The organism is Kitasatospora sp. GAS204B (genome assembly GCF_029892155.1).
Taxonomy (GTDB): Bacteria; Actinomycetota; Actinomycetes; order Streptomycetales; family Streptomycetaceae; genus Kitasatospora.
In genome coordinates, this window is record NZ_JARZAG010000003.1 from 330340 (window position 1) to 344497 (window position 14158).

Sequence of the window (14158 nt, forward strand, 5' to 3'; positions counted from 1 at the left end):
AGCCAGTCGATCCAGTGGCTATTACCTATGCTATCGCCGCGCCCGGCTACGGCAAGCGGTCCGCGCCGTCACAACACCCGAGCGGACCAGATGACTTCGCTCACCTGACCGACCGCGAGGCCGAAATCGCCGGCTATATCGACGGCGTGCCCGATGGTGCCGCGATCGACGTGAAGTCCCTCGCCCGGATGCTCGCCCGGTTCGGGCAGCAGGCCGTCAGCACCGTGCTCCGGGCTCTCACCCGGAAGGGCCACCTGCGCCGGGTGCGCGAGCGGGTGGGCGAGGGGCTGACGCAGTGGGTCTCCCGGACGTACTTCTCGCGTACGCCGCGCAGCTCGGCTTGGTGGGAGCAGTTCCTGACGGACCGTCGGACGGGCGGGCGCACGGACCCTGCGCCCGCGCCCCCGGCGCGCTCCGTGTCGTACCGGGCGCTGGCCTCGCTCGCCGCGGCCGATCGGCGGATGATGCTCTCGGCGGCCGAATGTGCGGAGTTGGAGGCGCTCGCCGCCGAGTGGTTCGCGCGGGGAGTGACCGTCGAGCAGTTCCGGTTCGCGATGACCAACGGGCTGCCGGCGACGGTGCAGTGCCCCGGGGCGTTCGCGCGCAAACGGCTGCTCGACCGGCTGCCTCCGGAACAGGTGATCGAGCAAGCGCCATCGAGACTGACGGAGTGTCAGGGATGCTACCGACCCGCCCGGCCGAACGCGTTGCAGGACGGCCGCTGCCGCCGCTGCCGGGAGGAGCACGACAGAAGCCGGACCCCCGGGCTGATCGCCGGGATCCGGGCCGCGATGCGAGAACGCGGTCGGCCCGGCAGGGTCAGTGATCCCGCCGGTTCACCGCCTCCGCCAGGAGCACCGCCACCGCCTCCGGCAGGCCCAAGTGCCGGGCGATCCAGGCAGGTTCGTGCCCGGTGAGGGCCAGCACCCAGGCGGTGTGCAACCGGCCCAGGGGGTGGTCGGCCAGGTACGGCCGCACCGCCTCCAGCGGGAAGTCGGCCAGGCTCTCGGCGGTGAACCAGTCCTCCGCCGGCTCCCCCGCCGCCGGGGCTCGGCGCCGCCGGAATGCCGCCAGTCTCCCCCACATGTCCGCGCCCCCGTTCGCGTCACGCCATCGCCTGGTTGACGTCCTCTTCCTCGTCCAGGTGCCAGTGCAGGTCCCGGACCCCGGGCTCCAGCGAGAGGCGGGAGATCACCTGCTCCAGCGCACTCGCCACGTCGCCGCTGACCGAGAGCGAGGCGCGCAGGCTGGTGATCTCGGGCGTCTCGCGGCGGGCGCGCAGGCCGGTCGGGGTGAGGCCCGAGGTGCTGAGGGCCTGCAGCAGCAGGGCACGGATGTGGGTCTCGGCGCTGCGGTCGCAGCGCAGGTGCAGGTTGGCCTCGACCACCGCGTCGGGGTCGGTGCCGGCGGCCGGGACCCGGTCGAGCAGGCGTCCGGCGGGGCGGCCGACCACGTGGATGGCGATCACGGCCAGCGTGCCGATGATGGCGAAACCGTACTTGCCGGAGGCGGCCAGCACACCGGCGGCGGCCGAGCACCAGAGGGTGGCGGCCGTGTTGAGGCCGCGCACCCCGGCGCCGTCGCGCAGGATCACGCCGCCGCCGAGGAAGCCGATGCCGGAGACCACGTAGGAGGCGACCCGGGTCGGGCTGCCGACGTCGCCGATGGCCTCGCTGTACAGCACGAACAGGGTGGCCCCGGTGGCGACCAGCGCGTTGGTGCGCAGGCCCGCCATCCGGGCGCGCCACTGGCGTTCGACCCCGATCACGGCGCCGCACAGGACGCCGGTGGCCAACCGGAGCAGGAAGTCGAGAGTGGACAGGGAGTGCATGAAGCACCTCCTCGATGAGTCGGACGCCGCGAGTCGGACGCCGCGTCAGGTAGTCAGGTACGGGCGAACGCCGGGTCGAACTTGTAGCCGATCTGCCGGACGGTGGTGATGGTGTCGCGGTGGGCCGGGCCGAGCTTACGGCGGATCCGGGCCACATGAGTGCTGACCGTCCTGGTGTCGCCCAGATTCGGGCGGCCCCAGACGGCATCCATCAACTGGCTGCGGGAGAGCACCCGCTTGGGCTGGGCCATCAGGTGGGCGAGCAACTCGAACTCCAGGTAGGTGAGGTCGAGCGGACGCCCGTCGACGGTGACGACGCGCTGGTCGATGTCGACCACCACGCCGACCGCCGCGAGGCGCCGGGTCGGCGCCGCCACCATGGGAGCAGTCACGGTTGGACTGTCGGAGAAGATCAGTTGAACCCGGGGGTAGTGCAGGGGCATCGAAACGCCTCCCTCTCGACTCGCGACTCTCGGCTCTCAGCTCTCGGCGTGCCAGGCGGCTTCGAGGTGGACGGCTCCGGCGGCGTCGGTGATGGCGTGCCACTCGGCGGCCAGCCGTACCCGCTGCCGGTGCGGAGCGGCGGTGGCGCGCGGCGCCGGGGGCTGGAAGGTGTGCAGGACCGGGCTGTCGAGCGGGCTGTCGGCCAGCCGCCGCAGCAACTGCGCCAGGAAGGCCCGGACCCGGACGGTGCCGCCGGGGCGGACGCTGGGGCGGACGACGGGTCGCGGCCGGGCGGCCGGGAGCGCGGGGTGGAACGTGAAGACGGACACGGGGAGCTCACCTCCGTGGACGGCGTGCGCGCACGTCACGCGCACGCGGGCATGGCGAAGCGGGCGCTTCGCGGGTTGAGCGTGCGTCAAGCGGACTACGTGCAGGACGAACCAGGGCCGGGGGGAGGCAGTTCGAGGCCTCCCCCCGAGGCCGGATGGCTCGGTGGTTCAGTGGCCGAGGGCGGTCTGGACGAGCTTGATGACGACCAGGATCATCGCGATCAGCAGGTACGTGCGCAGCGCGCCCATGCCGATCTTGCGGCCGGTGGACATCACCGGGCGAGTCAGGGTCGCCAGTGGGGGCATCCGCCAGTTGTCGCGTCCGGTGCGGTCGATGGGGTCCTCGGCGGTGGCCGTGCGCTTGCGGGTGAAGGCGAAGCCGGCGGCCAGCACCCCCAGCACGCCGCAGCCGGCCATGATGTCCAGGATCGCGCCGGAGGAGATGTTCGGGAACAGCACCGAGGCGGTCAGGATCACCGAGAGCGTCACCAGCACGCCAACCACGGCGGAGGTGAACGCGTTGACCTTCGGCCCGTTCGACCACGGCCCCAACACCTGCTTGTCGTTGCACAGCAGCAGCAGGAAGACGGAGGCCGACGGCAGCAGCACCCCGGCCAGCACCTGCACACCCTGCGTCAACAACCCCAGCGTGTGGTCGCTGGCGACCAGCACGATCGCCGCCGCCACGCAGACCAGCGCCGCGTAGACGGCGTAGAAGCCCTTGGCGCCGGCGACCCCGCGGTGCAGCGAGTGCTTCATGCCGAAGACGTCACCGATCGCGTAGGCGGTGGAGAGCGAGACGGCGAACGCGCCGATGATCGAGGCGTCCAGCAGCGCGATCGCGAAGAGCACGCCGACCAGCTTGCCGCTGTGGTCCGCCAGGCCCCTGGCCACCGCGCCCGCGTCCGAGAACTGCCCCACCCCGTCGGTGCCGGCGAACGCGGCGGCGGTGAAACCCATCATCGCGGCCGCGCCGACGACGACGATCACGATGCCGATCCACAGGTCGGCCTTCTCGTACTTCATGAACCGCGGCGTGATCCGCTTGTCGATCACGTACGACTGCTGGAAGAACAGCTGCCACGGCGCGACGGTGGTGCCCACGATGGAGATGATCAGCAGCATCACGGTCGCCAACTGCCCCGTGCCGCCCGGCATGTTCGGCACCACGAAGTCGTGCGCCATCCGCGAGGTCCTCGGGTGGACCATGAAGTAGATCGGCACCAGCAGCAGCGAACCCGCGCACAACGCCACCGCGATCCGCTCGAAACGGCGGAACGAGCCGGTGAAGGCCGAGGCGATGATGATCGCGGCGGCCAGCACGACCGAGGCGACCTTCGGCAGGCCCAGGTAGCCGGCCGCCAGCGTCACCCCGATGAACTCCGTCACCAGCGTCAACCCGTTGAGCAGGAACAGGTCGATCACACTGAACGCGCCCCAGAACTTCCCGAACCGCTCCAGGATCAACCGGGCGTGCCCGACACCGGTCACCGCGCCCAGGCGCAGCACCATCTCCTGGTTGACGTACAGCACCGGGACCAGCAGCAGCAGCGTCCACAGCAGGTGCGTGCCGTAGTTCTGCCCGGCCTGCCCGTAGGTGGAGAACGCGCCGGCGTCGTTGTCGCCGACCATCACGATCAGGCCCGGGCCCACGATCGCCAGCAGCGTCTTCAGCTTCGCGGACAGGCCCTTGCGCTCGGCCGTGTCATCCAGCCGGATCGTGCCCAGCGCACCCTTGATGTCACCCAGGTGCGCGTCATCCAGCACCGCGGCACGCGCGGCGGGAACCTTCGAGTCGAGAGTCGCGTTGGTGGTCATGATGAACCTCCCTCAGCCCCCACGGATTCAGGGGGAGTTTGGAGGCACGCGGCAGCTATCCCCGCTACGAACCGCACCAAGAAAGCACACCAGGCAGCAGGGCAGCACCGAGCTGCTGGTGATGGCGTGTCAGATCGAAAAGCGCGTAGCGAAGGTGGTTACCGCGAGCCGAAGAAGTACGAGGACAGGCGGGGGCAGGGGCTACTGTGGCCCGGACTACTGCAATCCATGAGTCTCTCGCCTCCTTCCGGCCGGTGCGTGCGACGGATCCGCTACGCATGACGACACGGCAAGGAGCTCGCTGACCTCGAAAGTCAGCTCACCCCAACTCGTCAGAGCTTTGGCACTTCACGGCGTGATCCGACTCGGCTGAGCCGGAAGCCACTTGGGATCAACCCTTAGGTCGGGAAGATCTGTCCTGATCCGGAGCGTCTCTCGACGGTTGGGATCAGTGGCCTGTGTCCATGAAGACGCCTCACCGAACGAGGTGCCTGCAAAACCTTGTACAGCTTAGCCCCGTCCAGACCGAACGCTTGCCGCATTTACCAAACCTTGACCTGCGAGACCTGGACACACCGCGAAGGACCAGGTCACCGAGCCGCGACCTGGACCCGAGGTGGCGGCACCACAGTGACCATCCCCGGCAACGCCCGACAGCCTCGGCCGCCTTCCCAGTTTCCTTGACCGCCACCGTGGTTCAGCCCGTAACGTCGTCCCGAGTCGATCGTCAGGTCGGCGCCATCGGCCTATGGGGAGGAAACATGTCCGACAAGCTGCGGATCGCCGTCATCATCGGAAGCGTCCGTGAGGGCCGCTTCGGACCGGTCGTCGCACGCTGGTTCCTGGAGCAGATCCGGGAGCACGCGGACCTCGAGGTGGACGCGATCGACCTGGCCGAGGTGGGTCTGCCCATGGCGTTCCCGGCGTTCGGCACCAAGCCGACCGGGGAGACCGCGGCGGTCGCCGACGCGGTGCGCGAGCGGCTGGCCGCAGCCGACGCGTTCGTCGTCATCACGCCGGAGTACAACCACAGCTACCCTGCGTCGCTGAAGAACCTGATCGACTGGCACAACGTCGAGTGGCACGCCAAGCCGGTCGCCTTCGTCTCCTACGGCGGCCTGTCCGGCGGCATGCGCTCGGTCGAGCACCTGCGCCCGGTCTTCGCCGAGGTGCACGCGACCACCATCCGGGACGCCGTCAGCCTGCACAACGTGTGGTCGCTGTTCGACGAGGACGGCGCGCCGACCGACCCGGAGGGGTCCAACGGCGCGGCCAAGCTGATGATCGAGCGGCTGAAGTGGTGGGCCGAGGCGCTCCAGGAGGCCCGGGTCAAGAGCCCGTACACCGTCTGACCCCCAGAACGGCAGGAGCGCGCCGGTCGACCCACGGACCGGCGCGCTCCCTGCCGAACCCGGCGGGCTACAGCCTCCGATCCCGGTGCGACGCAGTCGAACTGACGGTCTATCGTCCGAACAACGGCGAACGGATCGCGAGGAGCGGCGCACACGTATGGCGGAGCAGAACACCCTCACACCGGAGCACCCGGCCGAGCCCGGGGCCGAGCCCGACCGCCCGACCGGCCGACGGCTCGGGTCCCTCGAACTGCTCGTCGCGGGCATGGTGCTGCTGCTGGCCGGCCGGCGCTGGCTGGTCGGCTGGCTCGACGCACCAGGTCTGCAGGCGTGGACGACGGTCTTCGTCGCCATCTGCGTCCAGGCGATCCCGTTCCTGGTGCTCGGCACGCTGCTGTCCGCGGCGATCACCGCGCTGGTGCCGGCCTCCTTCCTGGAGCGGGCGCTGCCGAAGCGGGCGGTCCTCGCCGTCCCGGCGGCCGGACTCGCCGGGGCGGTGCTGCCCGGCTGCGAGTGCGCCTCCGTTCCGGTGGCGGACGGGCTGATCGCCCGCGGTGTGGCGCCCGCCGCCGCGCTCGCCTTCCTGCTCTCCGCCCCGGCGATCAATCCGGTGGTGCTCACCGCGACGGCGGTCGCCTTCCCCGGTCGGCCGCAGATGGTGCTGGCCCGGTTCGCCGCGTCCCTGGTCACCGCCGTCGTGGTGGGCTGGCTCTGGGCGCGGTTCGGCCGTCCCGAGTGGCTGCGCCCCTCGGTGCGGCGGGCGCAGCCGGCCGGTGCGGGTCGGTGGGCGGCGTTCCGGGCCGCGTTCGCGCACGAGTTCCTGCACGCGGCCGGCTTCCTGGTGATCGGCGGCATCACCGCGGCCACCCTCAACGTGCTGGTCCCCCGGCAACTGCTCGGCGGCCTCGCGCACCTGCCCGGCGTCTCGGTGCTGGTCCTGGCGCTGCTCGCGGTGGTGCTCGCGGTGTGCTCGGAGGCGGACGCCTTCGTCGCGGCCAGCCTGAGCGCGTTTCCGCTGCCGGCCCGGCTGGCCTTCATGGTGGTCGGCCCGATGGTCGACGTGAAACTGGTGGCGATGCAGGCCGGGACGTTCGGCTGGCCCTTCGCCTGGCGCTTCTCCACCGTGACGTTCACGGTCGCGGTGCTGGCTGCCACCCTGGCGGGCTGGTGGCTGCTTTGAACGGCCGAAGCACGGCGAAGCGGTGGCGTGGTGAAGGGGTGGCGCGGTGAAGCGTGAGGTGCAGGCGATCCTGCTGGTGCTGCTGGGCTCGGCGGTGCTGCGCATCTCGCTGTTCAGCGACATGTACCTGCGGTACGTACGGGCAGCCCTGCGGCCCTACCTGGTCACCGCCGGGGTCGTGCTGGTGCTGCTGGGCGTGCTGGGCGCCGTCGCGGCCCTGCGCGGCGCGCGCCACCAGGACCACCAGGACCACCAGGACAGCGACCACGACGCACACGGCCATAGCCACACCCACGGCCCGAGGATCGCCTGGCTGCTGATCCTCCCGGTCACGGGCATCCTGCTCGTCTCGCCGCCCGCCCTGGGCAGCTACACCGCCCAGCACGCGGCGAACACCGTCGCCAAGCCGGACACCGCCACCGGCTTCCCGCCGCTGCCCGCCGGTGACCCGCTGGCGCTGCCGCTCGCCGAGTTCGACGTGCGGGCCGCCTGGGACGCCGCGCAGCCGCTGAAGGGCCGCCGGGTGAAGCTGCTCGGTTTCGTCAGCCCGAAGAGCGGCGGCGGCTGGTACGTCACCCGACTGGTCATCAGCTGCTGCGCCGCCGACGCGATGACCTACAAGGTCGAGATCCGCGGTGCGGCCGCGCCGCCGACCGGCAGTTGGGTGGCGGTCACCGGGGTCTGGCAGCCCGACGGGCAGCCCGCGCAGCCCGATGCGGTGCCGGCTCTCAACGCCGGGCAGGTGGTTTCGGTGCCCGAACCGCGCGATCCGTACGAGTGAGAGTCATCACTGCCCGCGGGTGTCACCCCGGCCGCCTCCACCGCGTCTTCCAGTCGGACCCAGATCTCCGTCGGTCAGCCGATCCGGCTGACGGTACATCTGAACAGCTTGTCTGGAACGAGGTTGATGGTGGCGACCAATCGGCGTAGGACCGTTCTGCTGACCGGGGGCATGGGCGTCGCCGTCGCGCTGGCCTTCGTGCCGATGGCGCCCGGCGGCACGCGCGTGCCGGCGGCCGCCGCCTCGCCCGCCCCGTCGCCTGCCCTGTCGACCGGCGGCGCCCCGAGCGGCTCCCCGACGGGCGGCACCCCGAGCGCGTCGCCCAGCCAGCCGTGGGACGGCAAGGTCCGGGTGATCGGCGACGGGTCGACCTCCGACACCGGACCGCAGCCCAAGCAGCCGACGCCCGAGAAGCTGAAACCGGGCGAGAAGCCGCCGCAGTTCGTGGTCTTCTCCTGGGACGGCGCGCTGGAGGACGACAACCACCTGTTCTCGCACTTCCGCGAGGTGGCCCACGAGTCCAACGCCCAGATGACCTTCTTCCTCAGCGGCATGTACCTGCTGCCGAACTCGAAGCGCTACCTCTACCACCCGCCCCAGCATCCGGTCGGCACGGCGGCCATCGACTTCCCGACCGACGCCCACATCAAGGCCACCCTGGCGCAGCTGAGCGCCGCCTGGCAGGACGGCGACGAGATCGGCACCCACTTCAACGGCCACTTCTGCGGAACCGGCGGCGGCGGTGACTGGAGCACCGCCGAGTGGCAGAGCGAGACCCAGCAGGCCTACTCCTTCGTCGAGAACTGGAAGACCAACACCGGGTACACCGACCTCCCGCCGCTGCCGTTCGACTACCAGAAGGAGCTGGTCGGCGGTCGCGCGCCGTGCCTGGAGGGGCAGAAGACGCTGCTGCCGGCCGAGGCGGCGCTGGGCTGGCGCTACGACGCCAGCTCGCCGGGCGACAACCAGATCTGGCCGGCCAAGACCAACGGGATGTGGAACTTCCCGCTGCAGGCGCTGCCGTATCCGAACCAGAACTTCCAGGTCCTCTCGATGGACTTCAACTTCCTGGCCAACCAGTCCGGCGGCAACCCCGACGGCGACCCGACCAAGTTCGCGGGTTGGGAGAAGGAGACCGAGCAGGGCTACCTGAACGGCTTCGAGCGGGCCTACAACGGCGCCCGGGCACCGCTGTTCATCGGGAACCACTTCGAGAACTGGAACGGCGGCATCTACATGAAGGCCGTCGAGAACGTGATGCGGACCGTCTGCACGCAGCCGGACGTGCGCTGCGTCTCCTTCAAGGAAGTCGCCGACTGGCTGGACGTGCAGGACCCGAAGGTGCTGGCCCAGCTGCGCCGGCTGGACCCCGGCCAGGCACCGGACTGGTCGACCATCGTCAAGTGACCCGCCGGCGCCCGGCCCGAGCTGCCGGCAACCGCCAGCCCCTACCCGCTAGTCGGCGGAGACGCTCTTCACGTAGGTGCTCCAGATGTCGAGCGGATAGGCGGTGGCCGCAGCGGACTTGGCCGGATCGCCCTGGCCGTCCAGCGGCAGCGCCTGCACGCTCTTCGGGTCCAGCCGGAACACCGCGACGGCCGTGGACACCTGCCCGCTGTACCCGACGAACCAGCCCGCCCGGTTGTCCTGGGTGGTGCCGGTCTTGCCCGCCACCGTCCGGCCCGGCACCTGCGCACCCCGCCCGGTGCCCTCCTGTACCGTGCCGGTCAGCGCCGCGTCGACCTGCTGAGCGACCTGCTGGCTCAACGCCCGGGCCGGGGCCGGCTTCTGCACGTCGACCGGCGCCCCGTCCCGGGTGATCCGCAGGACCGAGTACGGATCGGTGTGCATGCCGCCGTCGGCGAACGCGGTGTACGCGTCGGCCATCCGGATCGCGCTCGGGGTGGAGGTGCCCAGCGAGAAGGCCGGCACCTGCGCCCCCAGGCTGTCGGGGAGCAGCCCGAGGCCGAGCGCGGTCTGGCGGACCTGGTCCAGGCCGGTGTCCAGGCCGAGTTGCATCAGCGGGGTGTTGACGGACTGCTCCATCGCCGTCAGCAGGCTGATGCTCCCCCAGGACTTCCCGCCGTCGTTGGTCCCCTTGACCAGGTGCCCGTCGCGGTCCCAGTACGGGCCTTCGGGCGTCTGCACCGGTATCTGGTTGTCGCCGTCGTAGGGCGTCGTGGGCGAGACCGGGGTGCGACCGGCGCCCAACTGCCGTTGCACCCCCTGGCTCAGCGCGGCGGCGTACACGAACGGAGTGAACGCCGAACCGGACGGCACCAGCGCCGAGTTGGCGTTGTCATAACCCTGTCTGAGGTAGTCGGGACCACCGTAGACCGCGAGCATCCGCCCGTCCGAGGCCACCGAGGCGGCGCCGACCCGTAGCCCCGGGTCGGCGTTCTGCCGGGCGGCTGCCGCCTGCACCGCGTCGGTCAGCGCCGTCTGGCTCGGCTTCTCGAAGGTGGTGTGGATCTGGTAGCCGCCCAGGTCGAACTGGGCGTCGGTGATGCCGGTGTGGGTGGTCACGTACTGCTTGGCGATGTCCACCAGGTAGCCCGTCTGCCCGCTGAGCCCCACCTGCTTCGGCGGCTCCTGGGGCTCGGGAAAGGTGGTGTAGGCGGCCCGCTGGGCGGGCGTGAGCTTGCCGATCACGACCATCCGGTCGAGGATCCACTTCCACCGGTCCACCGCCCGCTTGTGGTTCTCGGGGCTGATCGCCGGGTCGTAGCGCCCGGCTCCCTTGAGCAGCGAGGCGAGCACGGCGCCCTGGCTCACGTTGAGCTGCGAGACGTCCTCGCCGTAGTACGCCTGGGCCGCCCGCTCGATGCCGTACGAACCGCGGCCGTACCAGCTGGTGTTGAGGTATCCCTCCAGGATCTGCTGCTTGCTCAGCTTCCGGTCGAGCTTGACCGCCAGGACGATCTCGGTCAGCTTCCGGGACATCGTCTGCTTCTGGTTCAGATAGGCGTTCTTCACATACTGCTGGGTGATGGTGGAACCGCCCTGCATCGCACCACCGGTCGCCATGTTGCGGACGGCCCGCGCCATGCCCTGCGGGTCGACGCCGTAGTCCGAGTAGAACGTCTCGTTCTCGGCGGCCAGCGCCGCCCACTGCACCCCCTGCGGCACCTGGTCCAGCGGGATGTCCTGCCGGTTGACCTCGCCGGTGCGGGCCATCTCGGTGCCGTCCGCCCAGAAGTACACGTTGTTCTGCTGGATGGCGAAGGCCTTGAGATCGGTGGGGATCTTCGTCTCGTGGTAGACGTATCCCAGCAGCCCGACCAGACACGCGACACCGAACAACCCGATCCGCACCACATGCCGCCACGACGGCACCCACCGGCGCACCCCCACCCGGTCCGGCCGCGGATACCCCTTGGGCCGCCTGCCCGCCCGCCCCCGACTCAACCGCACCACGGCCGCCCTGCGCAGACGCAGACCCGCGACCCCGGCCGCGCGCCGACTGCTGGCAAGCATGTGCCCCCCGTAATTCACCCAACCATTCGAACCCCCTTACCAATAACGACTTTGAAAGTCCGTTTGGTTGCATCGCACGGAGACGAGTTGGACAGCCCCGCCGCGGCGGCGCGACCCGCGGTCCACGAGGATGTGGAGACTGCGAGACTGCCAGTCATGGCAACCGTCCCGGTGATCCCCCAGCGCCATCAGATAGCGCAACTGCTTCCGGCGATCGGCTCCCGGCTGCGGGTACTGCGCCAGGAGGCCGGGTTGACGCTGGATCAGGTGGCCGCCCTCACCGGCATCGGCGCTTCCACGCTCTCTCGCCTGGAGGCCGGGCACCGCCAGCCCTCGCTCGACCTGCTCGTCCCGCTCGCCGCCGTCTACCAGACCCCGGTGGAGGAACTGGTCGCCGTGGTGGAGCACGCAGGGGAACCCCCGGTCGTTCACTCGCCGCAGCGGCGCCGTGGCATCGCCGCCCAACGGCTCTCCCATCACACCGGCGGGATCCAGGTGTACCGGCTGGTCCTGCCCCCGCACGAGAAGCCCGACCAGCGGCGGCACGACGGCTACGCCTGGATGTGCGTCCTGGCCGGGCAGGTCCAACTCCTCCTGGCCGGCACCCGGCTCACCCTCGGCCCCGGCGACGCGGCCGAACTGGACACCCGGACCCCCCACTGGTTCGGCGCGGCAGGTGGAGCACCGGCCGAAGTGCTGTACCTCGCAGGCGCGGACGGACTGCGGGTGCGCCTACAGGCCCGCGCGACGAGCCGTCCGCCCGAGCCGTTCCCGCCCAGAAGCACGAGCGCGAGCACGACGCAACCGCAGCCCTCGTGAAGCCGCCCGTCGTCGTCGCTCCGTGCTGTCTGGCGCTGATGTTCTGCCCGGATGGCGCTGTGGTTCAAGCCCGTGCTGTACCGATCCTCCTAGGCTCCAAGGGAAGGGACACCCCGAACACCGGGCCGTCGCCGACGCGGTGACCCCGCGAGGAATTGGAGCTTTCCGATGGCTGAGGACACGTTCACGGGCAGGGTCGTCATCGTCACCGGCGGTGGGTCGGGCATCGGGGCGGCCACCGCTCACCGCTTCGCCGCCGCGGGCGCCACAGTGGTGATCATCGGCCGGACGCAGGCGAAGCTGGACGAAGTGGTGTCCGGCGCGCCGACCGGCTCGACGCTGATCGCTCGGGTCGGTGACGTCTCGGACGAGGTGGAGATCACCCGGCTGGTGGACGGCGTTGCCCACGACCACGGCCGGTTGGACACCCTGGTCAACAACGCCGGCACGTGTGAGCCCCTGGGTTCCGTGACCGATATCGATACGGCGGGCTGGCGACGCGTCATGTCCACGGACCTCGACGGGGTGTTCTTCGCCTCCAGGGCCGCGCTTCCACATCTGCGCGCCGTGGGCGGCAGCATCGTCAATGTCGGTTCGGCCTCCGGGCTCGGCGGTGACTGGGGCCTGGCCGCCTACGACGCGGCCAAGGGCGCGGTGACCAACCTGACCAACGCGATGGCGCTCGACCACGGCGCGGAAGGCGTGCGGGTCAACGCCGTGCATCCCAGCATGATCTCCACCGACATGACGGCGGGATTCCTGCAGAACGAGGCGATCGTCGCCGCAGCGCTCAACCGGGTGCCGATGCGGCGCTTCGGCGATCCGGCCGAGGCGGCTTCCGTCATCACGTTCCTGGCCAGTGCGGCGGCGAGCTTCGTGAACGGGGCTCATATCCGCGTCGACGGCGGGCTCGGCGCCTCGAACGGCAATCCGCACCTCGCGTAGCGGCTGGGCATCTCGACCGGGATCGTCATAGCCGTCCTCCTGGTCCTGCGCAGGGGTGGCAAGGTCCTCCGGGCCCGCCGCAAGCAGCGGTCCAGCGCCGACGCGCGCCACCCCGAGTAGCGGCAAGGCGAAACAGGCTGTCATCCGACAGGTCATTCGGGTGCTGAGCGCGTGAGCTTGGCATCCATGTCGAGCGAGCCGACGATCGACCGCAAGGTCGCGATGAGCTCCGCGACGGAACCGGTGCGAGCCTCGGCGCGGCTGATCGCGCAGATCCGGACCGTGTCGGAGGCGTCGGCGATCGGGCGGAACAGCACCGTGGGCAGGGAGTTGGTGAACGCGATCGGCCCGGGGTGGACACCCACGTGTCCGCGCGTGGCCACGTGCACGGCCAGCTCGTCGTAGCGCCCCACCTCCTCGATGTGGGTACGCGGGATGCCTGCCCGGATGATGTCCGCCTGCAACTGGCTTTCGAGGTAGGGGTTGTCGGCACGCGGAGTGATCAGGATCTGACGGGTGCGGAGGTCGGTGAGCGCCACCTCCCGGCGGCTCGCCAGTGGGTCCGCCGCCTGCACGACGGCGACCAGCGGGAACTCGCCGAGCACGGTACTGGCGATCCCGGGTTGCTCGGGGACCGACCAGCACAGACCCACGTCCACCGCGCCGTCCGCCACGGCGGCCAGTTGCTCGGGAGTGTGCATGGGGACCGGACGCCACCGACCCCGGGCCTCGTCGTCAGCGGCGGCACCGGGCCAGGCGTCGACCAGTCCCGGCAGGAGCAGCTGTCCCAGCTCCGGGGTGTGGGCGACGACGAGGTCGCGATGGCGCACCGAGCGCAGGCGGGCGGTCCGATGGGCCTGGTGCAACGCCTCGATGGGCTGCCGTATCGCGGCGGCGAACTCGGCGCCGAAGGGCGTCAGTCGGACCTGCCGGCTGGTCCGCTCGACGAGCCGACCACCGAGGCTGCGTTCCAGACTGGCGACGGCCTCGCTGACACTGGGCGGAGCCAGTCGCAGGCGGTCGGCGGCCCGCCGGAAGTGCAGTTCGTCCGCGACGGCGAGGAAGCACTCCATCTGACGCAGGTTCACCGCCGCGCTCCCGTCACTTCGTGGTGCCCGAACCATGACGAGCAACTGCCCTATTCTGTCACATCGTTCGGATTTCCCGAACGATGTGTTCGGC

General features: G+C 70.6%; 13 protein-coding genes, 1 pseudogene and 1 riboswitch. Of the genes and pseudogenes, 6 read left to right on the forward strand and 8 right to left on the reverse strand.

The window, feature by feature from the left end:
• Positions 1 to 68: 68 nt before the first annotated feature.
• The 6 genes and pseudogenes from P3T41_RS06570 to P3T41_RS06595 all read right to left on the reverse strand — a co-directional run bounded on the left by P3T41_RS06570 (position 69) and on the right by P3T41_RS06595 (position 4422).
• Positions 69 to 254 (reverse strand): hypothetical protein, encoded by a 186-nt coding sequence (locus P3T41_RS06570; protein WP_280688570.1) that lies wholly within the window; start codon positions 252 to 254, stop codon positions 69 to 71.
• Positions 255 to 819: 565 nt separating this feature from the next.
• Complete coding sequence (locus P3T41_RS06575; RefSeq protein ID WP_280688572.1) at positions 820 to 1086, reverse strand: hypothetical protein; 267 nt, start codon at positions 1084 to 1086, stop codon at positions 820 to 822.
• A 19-nt stretch (positions 1087 to 1105) separates the two neighbouring features.
• Positions 1106 to 1831, reverse strand: a complete 726-nt coding sequence (locus P3T41_RS06580; RefSeq protein WP_280688574.1) for an MgtC/SapB family protein — start codon at positions 1829 to 1831, stop codon at positions 1106 to 1108.
• A gap of 53 nt (positions 1832 to 1884) precedes the next feature.
• Positions 1885 to 2139, reverse strand: a pseudogene (locus P3T41_RS06585) (winged helix-turn-helix domain-containing protein); the annotation flags it as partial.
• Between the two features lie 171 nt (positions 2140 to 2310).
• Positions 2311 to 2604 carry a hypothetical protein gene (locus P3T41_RS06590; RefSeq protein WP_280688576.1) on the reverse strand — a complete coding sequence of 98 codons (294 nt, stop codon included), beginning with the start codon at positions 2602 to 2604 and terminating at the stop codon, positions 2311 to 2313.
• Between the two features lie 168 nt (positions 2605 to 2772).
• On the reverse strand, positions 2773 to 4422 hold the full coding sequence (locus tag P3T41_RS06595) for a divalent metal cation transporter (RefSeq protein ID WP_280688580.1): 1650 nt from the start codon (positions 4420 to 4422) through the stop codon (positions 2773 to 2775).
• A 316-nt stretch (positions 4423 to 4738) separates the two neighbouring features.
• Positions 4739 to 4916, reverse strand: a riboswitch (M-box (ykoK) riboswitch).
• 267 nt (positions 4917 to 5183) lie between these two features.
• Here P3T41_RS06595 and P3T41_RS06600 point away from each other — a divergent pair.
• The 4 genes from P3T41_RS06600 (at position 5184) to P3T41_RS06615 (ending at position 9142) form a co-directional block, all read left to right on the forward strand.
• The gene (locus tag P3T41_RS06600) at positions 5184 to 5774 is read left to right on the forward strand and encodes an NAD(P)H-dependent oxidoreductase (protein WP_280688581.1); all 591 of its coding nucleotides are present in this window, start codon (positions 5184 to 5186) and stop codon (positions 5772 to 5774) included.
• A 265-nt stretch (positions 5775 to 6039) separates the two neighbouring features.
• Positions 6040 to 6954 (forward strand): permease, encoded by a 915-nt coding sequence (locus tag P3T41_RS06605; RefSeq protein WP_280688698.1) that lies wholly within the window; start codon positions 6040 to 6042, stop codon positions 6952 to 6954.
• A 46-nt stretch (positions 6955 to 7000) separates the two neighbouring features.
• Positions 7001 to 7735 carry a TIGR03943 family protein gene (locus P3T41_RS06610; RefSeq protein ID WP_280688583.1) on the forward strand — a complete coding sequence of 245 codons (735 nt, stop codon included), beginning with the start codon at positions 7001 to 7003 and terminating at the stop codon, positions 7733 to 7735.
• A 126-nt stretch (positions 7736 to 7861) separates the two neighbouring features.
• A complete protein-coding gene (locus P3T41_RS06615) occupies positions 7862 to 9142 on the forward strand; it encodes a hypothetical protein (RefSeq protein WP_280688585.1) in 1281 nt (426 codons plus the stop codon).
• 48 nt (positions 9143 to 9190) lie between these two features.
• On the opposite strand, the gene P3T41_RS06620 is transcribed toward P3T41_RS06615, so the two are convergent.
• A complete protein-coding gene (locus tag P3T41_RS06620) occupies positions 9191 to 11212 on the reverse strand; it encodes a transglycosylase domain-containing protein (protein ID WP_280688587.1) in 2022 nt (673 codons plus the stop codon).
• 156 nt (positions 11213 to 11368) lie between these two features.
• On the opposite strand from P3T41_RS06620, the gene P3T41_RS06625 reads away from it, so the two are divergent.
• Both P3T41_RS06625 and P3T41_RS06630 read left to right on the forward strand, forming a co-directional pair.
• Positions 11369 to 12031 (forward strand): helix-turn-helix domain-containing protein, encoded by a 663-nt coding sequence (locus tag P3T41_RS06625; RefSeq protein ID WP_280688589.1) that lies wholly within the window; start codon positions 11369 to 11371, stop codon positions 12029 to 12031.
• 168 nt (positions 12032 to 12199) lie between these two features.
• A complete protein-coding gene (locus P3T41_RS06630) occupies positions 12200 to 12976 on the forward strand; it encodes an SDR family oxidoreductase (RefSeq protein WP_280688591.1) in 777 nt (258 codons plus the stop codon).
• Between the two features lie 152 nt (positions 12977 to 13128).
• Here the strand turns inward: P3T41_RS06630 and P3T41_RS06635 are convergent, their stop codons facing one another.
• Positions 13129 to 14064, reverse strand: coding sequence for a LysR family transcriptional regulator (locus P3T41_RS06635; RefSeq protein ID WP_280688592.1), 936 nt, complete (start codon positions 14062 to 14064; stop codon positions 13129 to 13131).
• Positions 14065 to 14158: the final 94 nt, after the last annotated feature.